Source organism: Stenotrophomonas sp. SRS1 (assembly GCF_026130205.1).
Lineage (GTDB): Bacteria > Pseudomonadota > Gammaproteobacteria > Xanthomonadales > Xanthomonadaceae > Stenotrophomonas > Stenotrophomonas rhizophila_B.
On sequence record NZ_JAINFD010000004.1, the window covers coordinates 41222 to 60953 of the forward strand.

Annotated in this window: 21 protein-coding genes; 11 read left to right on the forward strand and 10 right to left on the reverse strand. The window is 67.6% G+C overall.

Annotated features, from left to right (window positions below; translation table 11 throughout):
* The first annotated feature begins 44 nt into the window (after positions 1–44).
* From K4043_RS15280 to K4043_RS15290, 3 genes are read left to right on the forward strand one after another with little or no spacing between them, the layout of a single operon-like run.
* Complete coding sequence (locus K4043_RS15280; protein ID WP_265309833.1) at positions 45–575, forward strand: tail fiber protein; 531 nt, start codon at positions 45–47, stop codon at positions 573–575.
* A 30-nt stretch (positions 576–605) separates the two neighbouring features.
* Positions 606–1145, forward strand: a complete 540-nt coding sequence (locus tag K4043_RS15285; RefSeq protein WP_265309834.1) for a tail fiber protein — start codon at positions 606–608, stop codon at positions 1143–1145.
* Positions 1145–1705: an N-acetyltransferase gene (locus tag K4043_RS15290; RefSeq protein ID WP_265309835.1), complete on the forward strand. Its 561-nt coding sequence runs from the start codon at positions 1145–1147 to the stop codon at positions 1703–1705. The genes K4043_RS15285 and K4043_RS15290 overlap by 1 nt, the downstream gene beginning before the upstream one ends.
* Here K4043_RS15290 and K4043_RS15295 read toward each other — a convergent pair.
* The 5 genes from K4043_RS15295 to K4043_RS15315 form a co-directional block, all read right to left on the reverse strand.
* Positions 1698–1988, reverse strand: a complete 291-nt coding sequence (locus K4043_RS15295) for a hypothetical protein (RefSeq protein WP_265309836.1) — start codon at positions 1986–1988, stop codon at positions 1698–1700. The genes K4043_RS15290 and K4043_RS15295 overlap by 8 nt on opposite strands.
* Positions 1989–2087: 99 nt before the next feature.
* Positions 2088–2648: a glutathione peroxidase gene (locus K4043_RS15300; RefSeq protein WP_265309837.1), complete on the reverse strand. Its 561-nt coding sequence runs from the start codon at positions 2646–2648 to the stop codon at positions 2088–2090.
* Between the two features lie 56 nt (positions 2649–2704).
* Positions 2705–3061, reverse strand: coding sequence for a hypothetical protein (locus tag K4043_RS15305; protein WP_265309838.1), 357 nt, complete (start codon positions 3059–3061; stop codon positions 2705–2707).
* 85 nt (positions 3062–3146) lie between these two features.
* The gene (rmuC, locus tag K4043_RS15310) at positions 3147–4730 is read right to left on the reverse strand and encodes a DNA recombination protein RmuC (RefSeq protein WP_265309839.1); all 1584 of its coding nucleotides are present in this window, start codon (positions 4728–4730) and stop codon (positions 3147–3149) included.
* 37 nt (positions 4731–4767) lie between these two features.
* On the reverse strand, positions 4768–5775 hold the full coding sequence (locus K4043_RS15315) for a zinc-binding alcohol dehydrogenase family protein (RefSeq protein ID WP_123730931.1): 1008 nt from the start codon (positions 5773–5775) through the stop codon (positions 4768–4770).
* Between the two features lie 90 nt (positions 5776–5865).
* Between K4043_RS15315 and K4043_RS15320 the strand changes: the two genes are divergently transcribed.
* From K4043_RS15320 to K4043_RS15330, 3 genes are all read left to right on the forward strand, one after another.
* Positions 5866–6789 carry a LysR family transcriptional regulator gene (locus tag K4043_RS15320; RefSeq protein ID WP_265309840.1) on the forward strand — a complete coding sequence of 308 codons (924 nt, stop codon included), beginning with the start codon at positions 5866–5868 and terminating at the stop codon, positions 6787–6789.
* Between the two features lie 60 nt (positions 6790–6849).
* Positions 6850–7476 carry a leucine efflux protein LeuE gene (gene leuE / locus K4043_RS15325; protein WP_259260749.1) on the forward strand — a complete coding sequence of 209 codons (627 nt, stop codon included), beginning with the start codon at positions 6850–6852 and terminating at the stop codon, positions 7474–7476.
* A 186-nt stretch (positions 7477–7662) separates the two neighbouring features.
* Positions 7663–8019, forward strand: a complete 357-nt coding sequence (locus K4043_RS15330) for a hypothetical protein (RefSeq protein WP_265309841.1) — start codon at positions 7663–7665, stop codon at positions 8017–8019.
* A 10-nt stretch (positions 8020–8029) separates the two neighbouring features.
* Here the strand turns inward: K4043_RS15330 and K4043_RS15335 are convergent, their stop codons facing one another.
* Positions 8030–8929, reverse strand: coding sequence for a LysR family transcriptional regulator (locus tag K4043_RS15335; RefSeq protein ID WP_265309842.1), 900 nt, complete (start codon positions 8927–8929; stop codon positions 8030–8032).
* A 100-nt stretch (positions 8930–9029) separates the two neighbouring features.
* On the opposite strand from K4043_RS15335, the gene K4043_RS15340 reads away from it, so the two are divergent.
* The 3 genes from K4043_RS15340 (at position 9030) to K4043_RS15350 (ending at position 12097) form a co-directional block, all read left to right on the forward strand.
* A complete protein-coding gene (locus tag K4043_RS15340; protein ID WP_265309843.1) occupies positions 9030–10025 on the forward strand; it encodes an aldo/keto reductase in 996 nt (331 codons plus the stop codon).
* Positions 10026–10127: 102 nt separating this feature from the next.
* Positions 10128–10538, forward strand: coding sequence for a hypothetical protein (locus K4043_RS15345; RefSeq protein ID WP_265309844.1), 411 nt, complete (start codon positions 10128–10130; stop codon positions 10536–10538).
* Between the two features lie 146 nt (positions 10539–10684).
* Entirely contained in the window at positions 10685–12097 is a 1413-nt protein-coding gene (locus K4043_RS15350) for an amino acid permease (protein ID WP_123730938.1), read from the forward strand.
* Positions 12098–12222: 125 nt separating this feature from the next.
* Here the strand turns inward: K4043_RS15350 and K4043_RS15355 are convergent, their stop codons facing one another.
* Together K4043_RS15355 and K4043_RS15360 are read right to left on the reverse strand one after the other, a co-directional pair.
* Positions 12223–13473: a dipeptidase gene (locus K4043_RS15355; RefSeq protein WP_265309845.1), complete on the reverse strand. Its 1251-nt coding sequence runs from the start codon at positions 13471–13473 to the stop codon at positions 12223–12225.
* 159 nt (positions 13474–13632) lie between these two features.
* A complete protein-coding gene (locus K4043_RS15360) occupies positions 13633–14802 on the reverse strand; it encodes a class I SAM-dependent rRNA methyltransferase (RefSeq protein ID WP_123730940.1) in 1170 nt (389 codons plus the stop codon).
* 383 nt (positions 14803–15185) lie between these two features.
* Between K4043_RS15360 and K4043_RS15365 the strand changes: the two genes are divergently transcribed.
* Together K4043_RS15365 and K4043_RS15370 are read left to right on the forward strand one after the other, a co-directional pair.
* Positions 15186–16145: a TerC family protein gene (locus tag K4043_RS15365; protein WP_123730941.1), complete on the forward strand. Its 960-nt coding sequence runs from the start codon at positions 15186–15188 to the stop codon at positions 16143–16145.
* A gap of 97 nt (positions 16146–16242) precedes the next feature.
* Complete coding sequence (locus K4043_RS15370) at positions 16243–17025, forward strand: rhomboid family intramembrane serine protease (protein ID WP_265309846.1); 783 nt, start codon at positions 16243–16245, stop codon at positions 17023–17025.
* Between the two features lie 113 nt (positions 17026–17138).
* Here K4043_RS15370 and K4043_RS15375 read toward each other — a convergent pair whose 3' ends face one another.
* Positions 17139–18191 carry a glycerophosphodiester phosphodiesterase gene (locus K4043_RS15375; protein ID WP_265310024.1) on the reverse strand — a complete coding sequence of 351 codons (1053 nt, stop codon included), beginning with the start codon at positions 18189–18191 and terminating at the stop codon, positions 17139–17141.
* Positions 18192–18327: 136 nt separating this feature from the next.
* Positions 18328–19671, reverse strand: coding sequence for a tRNA uridine-5-carboxymethylaminomethyl(34) synthesis GTPase MnmE (mnmE, locus tag K4043_RS15380; RefSeq protein ID WP_265309847.1), 1344 nt, complete (start codon positions 19669–19671; stop codon positions 18328–18330).
* Positions 19672–19732 lie beyond the last annotated feature (61 nt).

Below are 19732 nucleotides of genomic sequence, written 5' to 3' on the forward strand. Positions count from 1 at the left end.
CCGGCCGTTGCCGGCCATGCGTTACTCACAAGGAGCATGATCAGATGAGCGTACCTTTCGTCGGCGAAATCCGTATGTTCGGATTCAACCGCGTTCCCAGTGGATGGCTTGGCTGCAACGGCGCACTGATACCGATCTCAGAGTACGACGTGCTCTTCGCGCTGCTCGGCACGACCTTTGGCGGTGACGGCCAGAGCACCTTCGCCGTGCCGGACATGCGCGGCCGCGTGCCGGTGCACATGGGCCAGGGCCCGGGGCTCAGCAATCGCTCGCTGGGCGCGGTGTCCGGAACCGAGTCGGTCACGCTGACCCTGCCACAGATGCCGGCCCACACCCATGCGCTGTCGGTCTCCAGCGGGGTGGCCACGCTGGAGGCGCCCGCCGCCACCGCGATACCGGGCGCCGTCAGTGGCGAGACCTTCTATGTCACCGACACCAACGGGGCGACCGCACTGGCGATGGAGGCGTTGGCCGTGACCAGCAACGGTGGCAATCAGGCGCACGAGAACTGCATGCCCACCCTGACGGTGCAGTACTGCATCGCCTATTCCGGCATCTTCCCGCAGCAGGCCTGACCCTTCCTTCGTTTCGCCCAGAGAACCGACATGACCGAACCTTACATCGGACAGATCCAGCCGTTCGGCTTCAACTTCGCCCCTAACGGATGGGCGTTCTGCAACGGCGCTACGCTGGCGATCCAGCAGAACACCGCCTTGTTTTCGCTGCTCGGCATCCAGTACGGCGGCAACGGCACCGTCACCTTCCAGCTGCCCAACTTCAGCGCCCGCGCTGGCGGAGGGACGGGCACCGGCGACAGCCTGACCCCGCGCTCGATCGGCGACACATTCGGCGTCTCCCAGGTGGCGTTGAGCACAGTGCAGATGCCTGCCCATGGGCACACGCTGACCGCGTTCGCGCAGACCGACACCAGCAAACGCAGCGGCGTCCCGGTTGCCGGTGGTGGTCTTTCCCAGCCCGGGTCCAACGCCGTCAAGCCCTTCAGCAACGCAACGCCGGATACGCCGCTGTCCCCGTCCATGCTGCTACCCAGCAACGGTGGCAGCCAGCCACACAACAACCAGCAGCCCTACCTGGCGGTGAACTTCTGCATTGCCCTGCAGGGCGAGTTCCCTGCGTTCGACTGATGCTGCCCGCGACGCTGGCGCCGTTCCCTCTGGAGCGGCGCCCAGCGCTGGCCGGGGTCGCCGGGGACACCGGCTGGCAATGGCGCCCGCTGCGCGACAATGACCTGCCCTGGCTGGTGCAGCTGTATGCGAGCACACGCGAGGAGGAACTCCGGTCGGTGCCCTGGCCGGACGCTGCCAAGGGGCAGTTCCTGTCGCAGCAGTTCGTGGCCCAGCACCAGCACTACCTGGCCCAGCACCCGCGCGCGCATTACCTGGCGATCCTGCGCGAGGACCAGCCGGTGGGGCGCTTCTATGTCGATGAAGACGGTGAGGAGGACCTCATCGTGGACATCAGCCTGTTGCCGTCATCACGCGGCACCGGCATCGGCACGGCGGTGATCGGTTGCCAGCAGCAGGCCTGTGCGGCGCAGGGGCGCGCGCTGCGGCTGCATGTGATGCAGCACAACCACGCTGCGTTCCGCTTGTACCAGCGGATGGGGTTTGTCGCCACCGCCGCGGAGGCGGGCGAACTCTACGTGCCCATGCGCTGGGAGCCCACGCACCGTCCTGTCAGTTGAAGACGGCCTGGTACAGGAAACCGGCACGTTCCTGCGCGATCGGCACCAGGAAGATGCCCACCTCGCCCACCCGCGCATGCCGCATCGGATAGATCTGCTGCGGGAAGACGATCGGCGCGCCATTGCGGAACAACAGCGAGAACGGCGCACGTGCGGTATCCACGCGCGTCTGCGGCAGTGGCCGCGCCTCGACGAGCACGAACTCCATCTGCATGCCATCGAACTCGGCGGCGAACGTCTCGTTCACGCAGCCGGCAAAGTGTTCAAGCGTCAACAACTCCATGTCCCCTTCCCCAGTCGCGTACCGCAGGCGTAGCGGCATCGAACATCCTCGCTGCATCGCGTGGCGCGCACAAGCACCACGCGATGCACTGCGCGTGGATCAGGCCGCCAGCGCGGCGTCGATCGCGGCCACCAGGCGGGCATCGTCCGCCGGCACGTCCGGGGCGAAGCGCGCGATCACCTGGCCGTCGCGGCCGATCAGGAACTTCTCGAAGTTCCACAGCACGCCCGGGGCGGCGTTGACCACCAGCTCCGGATACTGGGCCACGGCGCCCTGCAGCTTCTCGCGCATCGGGCCTTCGCCGGTGGCGGCCGGCTGTGCGGCGGTCAGCTGCTGGTACAGCGGATGGGTGTCCTCGCCGGCCACGCTGATCTTGGCGAACATCGGGAAGCTGACGTTGTATTCCAGCTGGCAGAACTGCTGGATGTCCGCTTCGCTGCCCGGCTCCTGGGCCAGAAAGTTGTTGGCCGGGAAACCCAGCACTTCCAGGCCGGCGGCCTGCTTGTCGGCGTACAGCGCCTGCAGGCCTTCGTACTGCGGGGTCAGGCCGCACTTGGAGGCGACGTTGACGACCAGCAGCACCTTGCCGCGGTAGTCGGCCAGCGAGGTGGGCTGACCTTCGATGGTGGTAACGGGGATGTCGTAGACGGTCTGGCTCACTGCAGATTCCTTGCGTTGCATCGGGGGAGGCACAGCATAGCCGTGCCGTGGGGCGGTCAGTCGACGCAGATCGTGCCCAGTGTCACACCGCCATCGATGCGCTGGCGGCAGCCGAAGTTCTGGCTGACATCGCGCTGGCAGACGCCGCGGGCGGCCGTTCCCGGCGCGACATCACCGGTGGCCAGGCACTGGCCGGTGCAGTCGGCCTTGGCGCTGCAGGCCTTGCCGGCATCGGCGTAGGGCACCACGCACTGCACGCGCTGCAGGCGACCCAGCGGCTGCAGGCTGCCACCGGCGGCGGTGCATTCGGCGGCGCTGGGCGTGGCGGGTGTCGCTGCGGTGGTGTCTGCAGGTGGGGTACTGCTGCACCCGGCCAGGGCGAACAGGAGGGACAGCATCAGGGGCAGGCGCATGGACGGTTCCTTGAACGATGGGAGAAGGCGGGGAAAAGACGTGCCACGCAGCATGCGCGATCGCATGCATGCATGGCGTCGGCGCCTAGTCCTGCAGCGGGCTGGGTTCGTCGCCAGTCACGTCCTCGTCTTCGCCGCTCATGTCGCCGAGCAGGTCCTGGGTCTGTTCACTGCCCAACGTTTCCACGCTGCGCAGGCGACGCTCGATGGTGCGCGTCTTGCGGCTGGCTTCGCCGAGGCTGCGGCCGACCGTGGTGATCTGCTTCTCGGCTTTTTCCAGGATGCCGGCGAACTTGCCGAACTCGCTCTTGACCGCACCGAGCAGACCCCACACTTCACTGGAGCGCTGTTCGATGGCCAGCGTGCGGAAGCCCATCTGCAGGCTGTTGAGCAACGCGGTCACGGTGGTCGGGCCGGCCACCACCACGCGATGGTCGCGCTGCAGCAGGTCGATCAGGCCAGGGCGGCGGATCACTTCGGCGTACAGGCTTTCAGTAGGCAGGAACATCACTGCGAAATCGGTGGTGTGCGGCGGGGCGATGTACTTGTCGCAGATCGATTTGGCCTGGATGCGGATCGCGCGTTCGAGCTGCGCGCCCTGCACGCGCACCCCCTCGACGTCGCCCTGCTCCTGCGCATCGAGCAGGCGCTCGTAATCCTCGCGCGGGAACTTGGAATCGATCGGCAGCCACACCGGCGTGTCTTCATGGCCGCGGCCCGGCAGGCGCACGGCGATATCGACGATCTCGTTGCTGTCCGGGCGTACTTTGACGCCACGCGCGTACTGCTCCTGGGTGAGCGTCTGCTCGAGGATGTTGTCCAGCTGCACTTCACCCCAGCTGCCGCGGTTCTTGACGTTGGTCAGCACGCGCTTGAGGTCGCCCACGCCGGTGGCCAGCTGCTGCATTTCGCCGAGCCCGCGCTGGACCTGCTCCAGCCGCTCGGAGACCAGCTGGAACGAAGCACCCAGGCGGGTTTCCAGGGTGGTCTGCAGCTTTTCGTCAACGGTCACGCGCATCTGGTCGAGCTTCTCGGCGTTGTCGCTCTGCAGGCTCTTGAGCTGCTGCTCGAGCGTGGCACGCATCTCGCCGATACGCTGCTCGTTGCGCTGGGTCATTTCCTGCAGGCGCAGGCCCAGCGATTCGGCCAGGCGCTGCTGCGACTGCCCGGTTTCCTCGCGGCCCAGGCGCGCGTCTTCGGCCAGGGCCTGGCGCAGCGCGGCCATGTGGCTGTCGGTACGCGTGGTCAGTTCCACCAGCTGCTGGCCGAATGCTTCGATGCGCGCCTGCTGCTGTTGCCCGAACGCTTCCAGCTGCGCACGCACTTCCTGCATGCGCAGGGCCAGCAGGTCGCCGGTGCGCTGCTGGCTGAGCGTGCTTTCCTCGCGGGCCTTGCGCGCGTCTTCACCGAGCGCATCGCGCAGCAGGTCCAGGCGCTGGTCGGTGCGGGTCGACAGATCGGTCAGCGCGCGCGCGAAACTTTCCAGCCGGGCGTCCTGCTGGCGGCCCAGGCCTTCGAGCTGCTCACGCAGTTCGCTGCGGCCGATCCGCGCTTCCTCGCGCAGGGTCTGTTCGAGATCGCCGTTGCCGGAACGCCGCAGCAGCGCGAGCAGCTGCAGCACGAGGACGGCACACACCAGGCCGCCGAGAATGAGGAATTCGGTTTGCATGCGCCAAGTGTAGGCCGCGGCGGTCTCATTGGCTGCGTCAGAACCCTTCGAGCACGAGCTTGCCGCGCGCGCGGTGGCTCTCGATCAGGGCGTGTGCCTGGCGCAGGTTGGCGGCGTTGATGCGGCCGTAGTGTTCGCCGAGCGTGGTACGCAGCACGCCCGCATCGATCAGCGCTGCCACGCGCTCGAGCAGCTCATGCTGCCGCTGCACATCGGGCGTGTTGAAGCTGGACCGGGTGAACATCGATTCCCAGTGCAGGGACAGGCTCTTGCGCTTGAGCGCCATCACATCGAGCTGGCCGGGATCGTCGATCAGCGCCAGCTGACCCTGCGGCGCCAGCACGGCGACGATCTGATCGTAGTGCTGGTCGGTATGGGTCAGGCTGGCCACATGGCTGACCTCGGCGATCCCCAGGCGCTGCAGGCCTTCGCTCAGCGGCTGGGTGTGGTCGATCACATGGTGCGCGCCCAGCGCGTAGACCCAGTCCTGGGTATCCGGGCGCGAGGCGGTGCCGATCACGGTCAGGCGGGTCAGCTGGCGGGCCAGCTGCACCAGGATCGAGCCGACCCCACCGGCGGCACCGATCACCAGCAGGGTCTGCCCTTCGCCGCCGTTTTCCGCGATGCGCAGGCGATCGAACAGCAACTCCCAGGCGGTGATCGCCGTCAGCGGCAGCGCCGCCGCGGCGGCATCATCCAGGCTGGCCGGCTTGTGGCCGACGATGCGCTCGTCCACCAGCTGATACTCGGCGTTGCTGCCGGCGCGGCCGATCGCGCCCGCATAGAAGACCGCGTCGCCGGGCTGGAACAGCGTCACCTCGTCGCCCACCGCATCCACGATGCCGACTGCGTCAAAGCCCAGTACGCGGGGCTCGGTGACGGCCACGCCGGTGCGGACCTTGGTATCGACCGGGTTCACCGAGATCGCGCGGACCTCGACCCGCAGGTCGCGCGGGCCGGGGGTGGGGATCGGCAGGGTGATGTCCACCAGCGCGGCGGGGTCGCTGATCGGCAGGCCATGCTGGGTATAGGCAACGGCTTTCATCGGGGGAGATCCAGTGGGGAAGACGGACAGCCTGCGCTTCACGGCGGGGTGGAGAAAGGCGCAAAATCGGGCAGCACTTTCACAGCAGGAATGAAAATGGTCCGCTTGGACGACCTCGCCCTGTTCGTCCGCACCGCCGCGCTGGGCAGCTTTTCCAACGCCGCACGCGAGGCCGATCTGCTGCCCGGCCAGGTCGCTGCGGCGGTGGCGCGGCTGGAACGCGAGCTGGACCTGCGCCTGTTCGTGCGCTCCACCCGCAGCCTGCGCCTGACCGCCGAGGGCGCGCTGTACCTGCCCTATGCGCAGGAGGTGCTGGCCGCGCTGCGCGAGGGCGAGGCCCGGGTGCGTGGCGAGGATGCCGAACTGCGCGGCACGCTGCAGGTGGCCGCACCCTCGGATCTGGGCCGCAACCTGCTGCTGCCGTGGCTGACCGAGTTCCGCGCCGCGCACCCGAAGCTGCAGCTGCGCCTGCAGTTGTCCGACCAGGTCGCCGATGTGTTCCGCGATCCGGTCGATATCGCCTTCCGCCTGGGCCGCTTCGACAACGCCAGCTACGTTGCCCTGCCCCTGCTGCCGGGCAACCGCCGGGTGCTGGCCGCCTCACCGGACTACCTGGCCCGGCACGGTACGCCGGACAGCCTGGAGGCGTTGAAAGAGCACCACTGCCTGCTCTATCAACTGGCCGGGCGCGCGTACGACCGCTGGAGCTTCGAAGCCGATGGCCGGCGCACGGTGATCCCGGTGCGCGGCAACATGGTCTGCGACGATGCCGACGTGGTCCGCCGCTGGGCGGTGGCCGGGGAAGGGATCGTGTTCAAATCGTGGCTGGATATCTGCGCCGATGTGCAGGCCGGGCGCCTGCAGGTGCTGCTGGACGGGGCCGGCGACAACCTGCCGTTGAACCTGGTGTGTCCGCACCGCAAGCAGTTCTCGCCGGCGATCCGGCAGTTGCATGCGTTGTTCGCGCAACGGCTGCAGCCGCTGCTTGCCGGGTTGCCGGCCGGCGCGCGCTGACGCTATCGCCCGGCGCGCGGCTGCCGGACAATGCCCCTCCCCCGTAGTCGAGTCGCCGCCATGCCGTGGATGGGCATCCAGGATCTGTGGACCTTTGTTGCTGCCGTGCTGGTGTTCCTGGCACTGCCGGGCCCGGGCACCTTCACCCTGCTCACCGCCACCGGCCGCGGCGGCGTGCGCGGCGGGTACACGGCGCTGTTCGGCCTGCTGCTGGGCGACCAGATCCTGATGTGGCTGGCGGTGGCCGGGGTGGCGGCGCTGCTCAAGGCCAACCCGCTGGTGTTCCACGCGGTGCAGTACCTCGGCGCGGGGTACCTGGTGTGGATCGGCATCGGCCTGCTGCGCCAGCCGCGCGCCCAGGGCGAGGAAGGTGGCATCCGCCTCACGCCGGGCCACTACTTCCGCCAGGCGGTGCTGATCAACCTGCTCAACCCGAAGGCGATCATCTTCTACATGGCCTTCCTGCCGTTGTTCATCGATCCGGCACGGCACCAGGGTGTGGTGACGTTTGCGACCATGGCGCTGATCATCTTCGTCATGGGGCTGGCCTACTGCTCGGTGCTGATCGGGGTGGGCAACCTGCTTCGCCGTCGGATTCTGCAGCACCCGCGTGTCGGGCTTTGGCTGAGGCGGGTGGCGGGGGTGTTCCTGGTCGGGTTCGGTGTGCGGCTGGGCGTGAGCGGCTGAGCCCTTGCGGGCAGACGTGGTGCACGACGACAGCGCGCGTCGTGTTCGCCCGCGGATAGGGAACATCATCGCGACGCTCGGTTTTCATTCAAACATTGAGATTCCCCTGCGTGCCGGTGACGTGTCCAATCGGCGCCATCGTCCAACGTCGCCTCCCCGGCGCGTGCGCAACGCTGCGGGGACACCATGCCTTCACCTGTCTACTTCGTGCAGCACCTGAGTGGTCATGACGAGCGCCTGCTCGGCATGCACACCCATCGGATCGACCTGGCCCACCCGGCGGTCTCGCGGATCGTTGCCGGGTTGCAGCCGGTGGACCGGATCGATCTGCGTGCCTGCCTGTTCGACTGCCACGCCAGCCTGTTGATCGGGCTGCGCCACCGTATCGCCGAAGCCGAAGCCGCCGCGCAGGGCTGGCGTCTGTTCGATGCCGATGGCGTGCTGTGCTGCAAGCGCTTCCCCGGCGATGCGCAGGTGATCTATCCACAGGGTCATCCACCGCTCGCGGACTGGGCGGCCGCCCTGTTGCCAGGCGGCGGATGAGCCGAGAGCCTCAGCGCCGCATCGCCTCGCGCAGATGGTCGATGAACACCCGCAGCTTGGGCGCCATCTGCTCGCGTGCCGGGTAGTACAGGTGGAAGCCGGCGAACGGCTGCTGCCAATCCTGCAGCACGCACTGCAGGCGGCCGGCCGCCACATCGCCGGCGTAGAGTGCCTCAAAGCCCTGCGCCAGCCCCATGCCTCTGATAACGGCGGCATGGATCAGCCCGGCGTCGTTGAACACCAGCCGGCCCGCCACCTCCACCTCGAAATCGCGACCCTCGCCGGTGAACTCCCACGCCATCCGCCGGCCGGTGCTGAGCCGGTGCACGATGCACTCGTGCCCGACCAGGTCGGCCGGGGTGGCGGGCACACCGTGCGTGGCCAGATAGTCCGACGTAGCCACCACTACCTGCCGCTCCAGCGGCCCGATCGGCACCGCGATCATGCCGCGGGCCAGGCTTTCGCCCAGCCGGATGCCGGCGTCGAAGCCGCCGGCAACCAGATCGGTGAGCGCGGTTTCCACGAACAGCTCCACCTCGATCTGGGGATAACGCGCCAGGAAGCCGGGCAGGTGCGGCAGCACCAGCAGTTCGGCAGCGATCCGCGGCACGTTGATGCGCAGCTTGCCGGCGGGGACATCGCGCTGCTGGTCCAGGTCTTCGAACGCGGCATCGATCCGGGCCAGGCCCTCGCGTACCTGCGCCAGGAAGCGCGCGCCCTGCTCGGTCAGGCCGACCCGGCGCGTGGTCCGTTGCAGCAGCCGCACGCCAAGGTGGGCCTCCAGCGCGCGCACCGTCTGCGATAGCGCCGAGGGCGATACGCCCAGCTCGTCAGCGGCCCGGGTGAAGCTGGCATGGTGCGCGACGCGGGCGAACGCGACCACGGCAGGCAGGGGATGCTGGGCGCTCATTGTGAAGGCTGGCTTCAAGGACGATGCGGGAGCAGCCAGTTTATCCACATAGTCCGCAGGAGGATGCTGGTCCTGTTCCTTCCCTTCCCCGGAGTACCGCATGCAGACCCGTACCCTTGGCCGCGATGGCCCCACTGTTTCCGCGCTCGGCCTGGGCTGCATGGGCATGAGCGCCTTCTATGGCGGCCGCAGCAGCGATGCCGAATCGACCGCGGTCATCCACCGCGCGCTGGAGCGCGGTGTCACCCTGCTCGACACCGCCGACATGTACGGCCCGCACACCAACGAAGTACTGGTCGGCAAGGCGATCGCCGACCGCCGCGACCAGGTGTTTCTCGCCACCAAGTTCGGGATCAAGCTGGAGCCGAGCGACACCGCCGCGCGCAGCGTCGATGGCCGCCCGGAGTACGTGATCGCCGCCTGCGAGGCCAGCCTGCAGCGGCTGGGCGTGGACCACATCGACCTGTACTACCAGCACCGCGTGGACGGCACGGTGCCGATCGAAGACACCGTGGGGGCGATGGCGCGGTTGGTCGAACAGGGCAAGGTGCGCTTCCTCGGCCTCTCCGAGGCCTCGGCCGGCACGATCCGCCGCGCCCATGCGGTGCATCCGATCACCGCGGTGCAGACCGAGTACTCGCTGTGGTCACGCGATCCGGAAGACAACGGTGTGCTGGCGACGGTGCGTGAGCTCGGCATCGGCTTCGTGCCCTACTCGCCGCTGGGCCGTGGCTTCCTGACCGGCGCGATCCGCAGCCCGGCCGATTTCGATGCCGATGACTACCGCCGCCAATCGCCGCGCTTCCAGGGCGAGAACTTCGACCGCAACCTGGCTCTGGTGGATGCGGTGACCGCGATGGCCACGACCCAGGGCGTGAGCCCCGGGCAGCTCGCCCTGGCCTGGGTGCTGGCGCAGGGTGAGGATCTGGTCCCGATCCCGGGCACCAAGCGGCTGGCCTATCTGGAGGAAAACCTTGGCGCGCTGCAGGTGCGGCTCACTGCCGACGAGTTGGCAAGGATCGATGCGATCTTCCCGGCCCATGCCGCCGCCGGCGCGCGCTATGCCCCGGCGGCCATGGCGACCTTGAACCGCTGAGGTGCCACCGGCCGGATCGTGACGCTCGATCCGGCCGAGGCTGCCGGCAGCGTGCGCGGGGGAGGACAATGGTGCTCTTTCTGTCTGGATGGACCCTGCCCCATGCGCTGGCTCGCCCCGCTGTTGCTGCTGCTGGCCATCGCGCCGGCGCACGCCGATGAAATCCGCTGCCTGACCGGTGGCAGCCGCCAGCAGATCCATCTTGAATGGAAACTCCCCGAGGGCGCCGTGGGCGGTGAGCGGGTCAGCCATGTGCGTTACGCCGGCAAGACCGCGTGGCTGCGGCTGACCCTGGCCTCGCAGGAGAGCACGGTACTGGCCGAAGACCGCCCGTGGCAGTTCGACACGGTGTGGGACGAGCACCTGGACGGCAAGGTCATCGGCCACTATGCGATCAGCACCCAGGGTGCGCGCATCTATGGCTTCTCCTACACCAACGCGCGGACGGGCAAGCAGACCGCGTTCGGTGAAGACGTCGGTGCGATCTCCGACACCGGCTGCCACTGGGAATGAGCCTCCGGTCTTTGTGCCGGTTTCGTCACCTTCGCCTCAGTCATGCGGGCGGTGCAGCCGCTTACGACGCTTGGCAGTAGTAATGCTGCGCCGCGTTCGGTAAAACTCGCAGACTTGTCGTTCACAGTCATCCACCGCGAGGCCCCATGTCATTGCTCCGGCGCAAGTCCCTAGACACTGTCACCGTCCATGAAGCCGGCAGGCAACTGATCCCGACCCTGAGTTGGCCGCACCTGATCGCGCTGGGCATCGGCGCCATCGTCGGCACCGGCATCTACACCCTGATCGGTGTCGGCGCGAACCTGGCCGGCCCCGCGGTGCTGATTTCCTTCGCCATCGCCGGCGCGGTCTGCGCCTGCGCGGCCCTGTCCTACGCCGAGCTGTCGACGATGATGCCGGCCGCCGGCAGCGCCTACACCTACAGCTACACCGCCCTGGGCGAGGTGGTGGCCTGGGTGGTCGGCTGGAGCCTGATACTGGAATACTCGCTGGTGGTGAGTACGGTCGCGGTCGGGTGGTCCGGCTACGCGGTCGGCTTCCTGCACGGCTTCGGCATCGACCTGCCCCTGATGCTGACCGCCGGCCCCCACGTGGAAGGCGGCTTCATCAACCTGCCGGCGGTGCTGATCACCTTCCTGGTGGCCGGCATGCTGATGGCCGGCACCAAAGAGAGCGCGACCCTCAACGCCGTTCTGGTGGTGATCAAGATCATCGCGCTGACTGTGTTCGTGGCCATTGCGATGCCGCACTTCGACACCAGCCACATGGAGCCGTTCATGCCGTTCGGCTTCGTCAAGTCGCTGGGCGCCGATGGCGTCGAACGCGGGGTGATGGCGGCCGCCGCGATCATCTTCTTCGCGTTCTACGGCTTCGATGCGATCTCCACCGCCGCTGAAGAAACCAAGAAGCCCGAGCGCGACCTGGCGATCGGCATCATCGGCTCGATGGTCGGCTGCACCATCATCTACGTGCTGGTGGCGCTGGCTGCCGTGGGTGCGATGAGCTACACGATCTTCGGCCAGAGCGCCGAGCCGCTGGCGCTGATCCTGCGCGAGCTGGGCAGCCCGGGTGCGGCCAAGTGGATCGGCGCTGCCGCCGTGATCGCGCTGCCGACCGTGCTGCTGGCCTTCCTGTACGGCCAGAGCCGGATCTTCTTCGTCATGTCGCGCGACGGCCTGCTGCCGCGTGGGCTGTCCAAGGTCAGCGCGCGCACCGGAACGCCAGTCGCCACCACGCTGTTCACCGCGGTGCTGGTGGCCGCGCTGGCCGGCGTGGCACGCCTGGACGAGATCGCCGCGCTGGCCAACGCGGGCACCCTGGCCGCGTTCACGGCGGTGGGCCTGTGCCTGGTGGTGCTGCGCAAGCGCGAGCCCAACCGCGTGCGCAAGTTCCGCACGCCGCTGGCCTATGTGGTCGGCCCGCTGGCGATGATCGGCTGCGTGTACCTGTTCTTCAGCCTGCCGAGCACCACCCAGCTGTACTTCCTGGGCTGGAACGTTCTGGGCCTGATCGCCTACTTCGCCTACGGGCGTCGCAATGCGGTGCTGGGCAAGCGCTGAGCGATCGCGCCGGCCACCGGCCGGCGATGACCGGGTGTGAAAAAGGCAGGCCCTGGGCCTGCCTTTTTCTTTGTGGGCGCTGGTGAAGCCGCGCTGCCGGGCAGCGCGCGTGTTGCCCCCTGTACTCAGGACTTCGCGGCGGCGACCTTGGCCGCGTGATCCTGTGCCTGCTGCATGACGCGCAGCAGGTTGCCGCCCCAGATACCGGCGATCTGTTTCTCGCTGTAGCCCTTGCGCAGCAGCCACGCGGTGATCTTCGGCAACTGGCTCACGTCGGGCAGATCCGCCAGGCCACCGCCGCCATCCCAGTCCAACCCGATACCCACGTGTCCGGGGCCGACCACGTTGAGGATGTGCTCGAGGTGGGCGAAGAAATCGTCGAGCGTGGCCTTGCGCAGCGGAATGCGCTGGTCGATTTCCTCCAACCCCTTCTTCAGCGCGACACCCTGCTGGATGCTCATGCCGACGTAATCGGTGCCCAGCTGCGCCATCAGCGCCGTCTCGGCCGCCTTGCGCGCCTCGCTCTTGGCGGTGTCGATCAGATAACCACCATAGGCGTTGACCTGGATCACGCCACCGGCCTTGGCCAGCTGTTTCAGGCGCGTATCGTCGAGGTTGCGCGGATGGTTGTAGATCGCCTTGGCCGAACTGTGCGAGAGCACGAACGGCACCGGCATGCGCTCGATCAGATCATCGAACACCGCATCGGCAGCATGCGACTGATCGATGACGATGCCCAGCCGCACCGCTTCATCCACCAGCGCTTTGCCGGCCGGACTCAGGCCCTTCCACTCGGCACCCTTGGGATCAGTGGCCGAATCGGCGAACTCGTTGTTGGCGAAGTGCACCGTGCTGAGCAGGCGCAGGCCGGCCAGGTGGTAGTAACTGAGCAGCGTGGGATCGTCGACCAGCGGGCTGGCGTTCTCCATGCTGATGTAGACCACGCGCTTGCCGGCGGCCTTGATGCGCGCGGCATCGGCGGCGGTCAGCGCGAGCTGGAAGGTGTCCGGATGCGCGGCGAGAATCTCGCGGATCTCGGTCAGCCGCAGCAGGCCGGCATCGCGGTCATGCTGGTGCGCTTGTGCGCTGCGGTCGCCCTGATCGGTGTAGATCGCCCAGAAGCCGCCATCCAGCGCGCCTTCGACCATGCGCGGGTAGTCCACCTGCGACAGCGCGTTGTGGTCGTGCCGCTGGGTGATGTCGAAGCCGTCGCGGTGGAAGTTGGCCGGCGTATCCAGATGGCTGTCCAGCGTCAGCAGCCGCTGCTGCAGCGCGGACGCCTTGGCCAGTTCCTGCGGGGTGAACGCGATCGCGTGGGCGGCCAGCGGCGTGCACAACGCCAGCGAAACCAGCAAAGACAGACTGCGCAACGTCATGACGCCTCACCTTGGTTGAGAAGCGTCAGACCATAGCGCCGAGAGGACAACAAACGGTAGTGCCGGCCGCTGGCCGGCTCCCCGCGACAATCGGCGACCAGGAGGAGCCGGCCAGCGGCCGGCACTACCCGATGCCGAACGTGGCCGGGATCCTGCGAATCAGTCCACCACGCGGCAGAACACGGCCTTGAGGTAGCGCGATTCCTGCACGTGGGCCATGAACGGGTGGTCCGGACCGGCGCCGGCCACTTTCAGGATCTGGATGGTACGGCCGGCGTAGAACGCGGCACGGCGCAGCATGTCCAGGAACTGATCTTCGGCTACCAGGCCGGTGCACGAGAACGTGGCGAGCAGGCCACCGGGCTTGACCACGCCCAGCGCCAGCTTGTTCATGTCCAGGTACTTCTTCAGCGCGGTGATGACCTGGTCGCGGTCGCGGGTCATCTTGGCCGGATCCAGGATCACCACGTCGTATTTTTCGCCGCGGTTGGATGCATCGCGCAGCCACGGGAAGATGTCGGACTGGATGAACTTCGGGCGCACGTTGTTGAGCTTGGCGTTGCCCTTGGCGATCGCGATCACGTCTTCATCGATATCGATGCCGACCACCTCGGCCGCACCGCGCGCGGCGGCGTACACCGCAAAGCCACCGGTGTTGCAGCACAGGTCCAGCACGGTCTTGCCTTCCACCTGCTGGCTCAGCCACTGGCGGTTCTCACGCTGATCGGCGAAGAAGCCGGTCTTGTGGGCACCGGCCGGGTCGGCGCGGAACTTCACGCCGTACTCGGTGATCACCGAGGCTTCGGTGGTGGTGTTGCCGTGGAAGTCGAAGCTCTCCTGCTTCTGCACGTGCTCGTCGGCGAAGCTGTGGAAACGGCAGCCCGGGAACTGTTCGCGCAGGGCTTCATACACCCACTCGCGGTGGCGGAACATGCCGGCGGCGAAGAATTCGACCACGACCAGGTCGCCGTAGCGGTCCACGACCAGGCCGGACAGACCGTCGCCTTCGCTGTGGACCACGCGCCAGGCATCGGAGATCTCGTCCAGCTTGAGCACCTCACGACGCAGCGACACCGCCTGGGCGATCTTGCGCGAGAACCAGCCGGCGTCGACCGGGATGGCCTGATCGGTCTCCAGGATGCGCACGGCAATGCGCGAATGACCGTTGTAGAAGCCACGGCCGATCCACTCCCCGTCCACGCCGACGACGTCGACGATGGCACCGGGTTTGGGACGGACGGCCGGCTTTTCGACCAGTTTCTGGAAGATCCACGGGTGGCTGGAGCGCCAGGCGTTCTTGAGGCGGACAACGGGGGCAGGGGTATTCATATGCGCATTGTAAACGGGAAGCCCGCAGCCCTCGGTACTAGCGGCGAGGCCCACGACGCTTTGGTAGTGACGGCCGCTGGCCGTCAGCGCGGTAAACCCGGCCGCTACCTGGTTGACGGCCAGCGGCCGTCACTACATGGAAACCATTTGACGCCGGCCCCCGGCACCCCGCAGAATCGGCCCCAGAAGGGGAGTAGCTCCCAGACGTTGTCGCCGTCAATTCGAGCCCGCAGGCTCCGGTGCAACGGCAGTCCCACCCATCGGGACTGCGAGCGAGACCTTCGCCGTATGGCGAAGCTCTGTCCCTGGATCCCCCCGATCCTCCGTTGCAGATCCTCGCCGTCCGGCTTGAGGCACTCTATTTTTTCCAACGGATAAACCCAATGCAGACGATCGGTAATGTGTGGTTGTGGGGCGGCTTCGGCGCGGTGGTGATCATCGCGCTACTGGTCGACCTCGTCTTGATGCGACATGGCGGCCCACACAAGGTCACCTTCAAGGAAGCCCTGTGGTGGTCCATCGGCTGGGTCGCCCTCGCCCTGGCCTTCAACGGTGGCCTCTGGTACTACCTGAACGAGACCGCCGGCCAGGTGGTGGCCAACAAGGTCGGCCTGGAGTTCCTGACCGGTTACCTGGTCGAGAAAGCCCTGGCGGTGGACAACATCTTCGTGTTCCTGATGATCATGGGCTACTTCGCGGTGCCCGAGGAACAGCGCCAGAAGGTGTTGATCATCGGCATCCTCGGAGCGATCGTGCTGCGTACGATCATGATCTTCGCCGGCAGCGTGCTGCTGACCAAGTTCCACTGGCTGCTCTACGTGTTCGGCGCGTTCCTGCTCTTCACCGGCTGGAAGATGTGGTTCTCGGCCGGCAGCGAGCCGGATCTGGAGACCAATCCCGCCCTGCGCTGGATGCGCAAGCACCTGCGCCTGCTGCCGGACTATGCCGGCAATGCCATGAGCGTCATGCGCGATGGCAAGCGGTGGTTCACGCCGCTGTTCGTGGTGCTGATCCTGATCGCGGTGACCGACGTGATCTTCGCGGTGGACAGCATCCCGGCGATCTTTGCGATCACCACCGACCCGTTCATCGTGCTGACCTCGAACGTGTTCGCGGTGCTGGGCCTGCGCGCGATGTTCTTCCTGCTGGCCGGCATGGCCGATCGCTTCCACCTGTTGCCGTACGGCCTGGCCCTGGTGCTGGCCTTCATCGGCATCAAGATGATGCTGATCGACATCTTCAAGATCCCCACCCCGATCTCGCTGGGTGTGGTGGCGGTGATCATCGCCGCGACCGTGGTGCTGAGCCTGAAGAACCCGCCGAAGGAAGGCGGCCACGCCTGACCGACCGTGCCGCCTGCGGGATTGTCCCGCAGGCGGCACCTCTCTCTCCCACGGCGTTGCCCTTGTGTTCATCCGGGGCGACGCCATCCCTAAGGGTATGAACGCCAACCTGCCCCAGCCCACCGGCACGCCGCCGGTCCCGTCCCGCAACGACCGTGGTGGTGTACTGCGGGCGTTCAACCTGAGCCTGGCCTTCGTGCTGCTGCTGGTCGCGGTGTATACCGCCCAGGGCCACGTCGACTGGCGTCCGTGGGCGGTTGCCCCATTGGACAAGGCCGGCCTGCTCGGCATTCTCGGTGCACCGCTGCTGCACGGCTCGATCCAGCATCTGGGTGCCAATGCGGCAGCCCTGCTGATCCTCGGCACCCTGGCCGGCAGCGTCTATCCCAAGGCCACCGTGCGCGCGCTGCCCCTGTTGTGGGTGGGTTCGGGGCTCGGTGCCTGGCTGCTCGGCGATCTGGGCAGCCGCCATCTGGGCGCCAGTGGCATCACCCACGGCCTGATGTTCCTGGTGTTCGTGCTCGGCCTGCTGCGCCGCGACCGGCCAGCGATCGCCGCCGGGCTGATCGCCTTCCTGTTCTACGGCAGCATGCTGCTGACCATCCTCCCGCACGAGCCGGGCGTGTCCTGGCAATCGCATATGGGCGGTGCCTTCGCCGGCATCATCAGCGCGCTGCTGTTCCGCTTGTCCGACCCGATGGCGCCGCGCAAGCGCTACAGCTGGGAGGATGAGGAAGAGGACGACATCGACGCTGCGCGCGACGCCGATCTGGAACCGCCCTCCCCGACCCGCGTGCCGGTGCTGTGGCAGCCGCGCGAGGGCCGCGACTTCGTGGTGCTGCCGTTCCGGCGGCGCGATGAAGGGTCATCGCTGGACTGACCGGCAGCGCCATCTGATGGCATGCCACGGTAGAGCCACGCCATGCGTGGCTGCCGTGCGCCGGATAGTCCGATAGCGCGCCGATCACGATCGTACCGACCAACGGTCGGTACCTACCGGGTCGCCGGTGTCCCATCCCCATCCACCGCACGCCGGCCCAGCGCCGGGTCATCGGTGAAGAACGCATCGATGCCGGTGGCCAGGTAGGCGCGCATCTCGGCGACCGAGCCTTCGGCATTGCGGGCATTCGGCTCGCCGCTGCGGAACTCCGCGGCCTGGAAGTAGTTCTCCGGCCGGAACGTATACGGCACCACCATCAACCCGGCCGCATGCGCATCACGCACCAGCGAGGTCGGGGTGTCCAGCTTCCCCTGCGCATCCAGTGGAATGACCATGCGCAGGCTCGGGCCGATGCCGTCGGCGTAGGTCGCGACCTCGCGCAGTCCCACCGGTGTGATCAGGTCGGCATAGCGCTGGCTGCCCTTGGCGGCCAGCACGTCACCGGGCTGCTGCTTGGGATCGCCGAGCAACTGCAGGAGGCGGATGTTGCTGTCGCGGCCGAGCTTGCCGCGCAGGTAACGCAGGTTGCCGACCTCGAAGGACTGGATCGTCACCGGTGCCACGCGCGTGTAGGCGTTGCCCTGCAGCGCGGCGACCACCTTGTCTTCCATCGGCAGGCCGATGCGCGTGAAGTAGGTGCCGTGCTTGATCTCCGGCACCAGCCCGATGCCGCGGTTGGCGCGCCCGGCCTGCTGCACCAGGAAGGCGATGATCTCGTCCAGCGTGGCGATGCGGAACTGGCCGTCGAAGGCGGTGCTGCGCAGCTGCGGCAGGCGCTCGCGGGCGTACAGCGTCTTCAGCTCGGCCAAGGTGAAGTCTTCGGTGAACCAGCCTTCGATGCGCTCGCCGTCGATGGTCTTGACGGTCCTGCGGCTGGCGAACTCGGGATGCGCAGCCACATCGGTGGTGCCGCCGATCTCGTTCTCGTGGCGCGATACCAGCACGCCGTCCTTGGTCATCACCAGGTCCGGCTCGATGTAGTCGGCGCCATCGGCGATGGCCTGCGCATACGCGGCGAGCGTGTGCTCGGGCAGCAGCGCACTGGCGCCGCGGTGGCCGTAGACGGCGGCCTTGGCCGGCGTGGAGGAAGACGATTCAGCGCTCATGGCCACCGATGGTGCCACGGCCAGCGACACCAGCAACACACATCCCCACAACTGCTTGGACACTGCAAATCCCTGTCGATAAAGAACCCGGTCAGTCTGCTGCAAGGCTGTGACAGCGCGAAGAAAGGCCGTGCACCTACTTCCCGATACAGAAGCTCGAGAAAATACGCCCCAACAGGTCATCGGCGCTCATCCGTCCGGTGATTTCGCCCAGCGCCTCATGGGCCAGGCGCAGTTCCTCCGCCGCCAACTCCAGGTGCTCGTGGACCAGCTCCGATTCGGCGCGCTCGGCATGGCCGATGGCCTGGCCGATCGCCTCGACGTGGCGGGCCCGCGCGGAGAACTCACCGTCCACGCTGTCGCCGGCACTGCCGCTGGCCAGTGCGCGCAGGCGTGCGTGCAGCTGATCCAGGCCGAGGCCGGTCGCGGCCGAGACATGCACCACGTCCGCTGGGTCGTCGATCGGCATCGCGTCCAGCAGGTCACTCTTGTTGTGGATCCACAGCTGCTGCGGCACGTCGGCGATGCTGTCGCCCACCGCGTCGCGGCCGGCCTGCGGATCGCGCGCATCGACCACCACGATGGCCAGGTCGGTGCGCTGCATCTCCGCGCGCGCCCGGCGCATGCCTTCCCGCTCGATCGCATCGCCGCCTTCGCGCAGACCGGCGGTGTCGACCAGGGTCAGTTCCAGGCCATCGATGCGGATGGTCTCGCGCAGGGTGTCGCGCGTGGTGCCGGCGATGTCGGTGACGATCGCCCGTTCACTACCGGCCAGCGCATTGAGCAGCGAACTCTTGCCCGCGTTCGGCGGCCCCACCAGGACGGCGTGCAGACCGTCGCGCAGTTTGCGCCCGCGTTCGGCATCCTCGCGCAGCCGGATCAGCGCCTGCAGCGCGGTGACCAGGCCACTGCGGACCTGCGCGCCGCCGAGGGTATCGAGTGGTTCGTCGGCGAAATCGATCGCCGCTTCCACGTGGATCCGCAGCAGAACAAGCTGTTCTGCGACCTCGTCCACGCGGCGCGAGAACACGCCGTCCAGCGAGCGGCGTGCCGCGCGCGCTGCGCGGGTATCGCTGGCAGCAATCAGATCGGCAATCGCCTCGGCCTGGGCCAGATCGAGCTTGCCGTTGAGGAAGGCCCGCTCGCTGAACTCACCCGGCCGCGCCTGCCGAGCCCCCAGTGCAATGCAGCGCGCGACCAGTTGCTGGAGCACCACCGGGCTGCCATGCCCCTGCAGTTCCACCACTTCTTCGCCGGTGAAGCTGTTCGGGGCGGGAAACCACAGCGCGATACCGTCATCGATCACCTCGCCGCCCGCATCGCGGAAGCGCGCGTAATGCGCGTGCCGCGGCCGCATCGCGCGCACGCCGATCGCCTCGGCGATGGGCCGCGCCTGGGGGCCGGACAGCCGCAGCATGCCGACGCCGCCCGCGCCGGGCGCGGTGGCGATGGCCACGATGGTGTCGGGGGCATGGGTCATGTCGGGCTCACTGCAGCGTGCGGGGAATCAGGGGGCATTCTACGGACCGCACGGTTGGCCG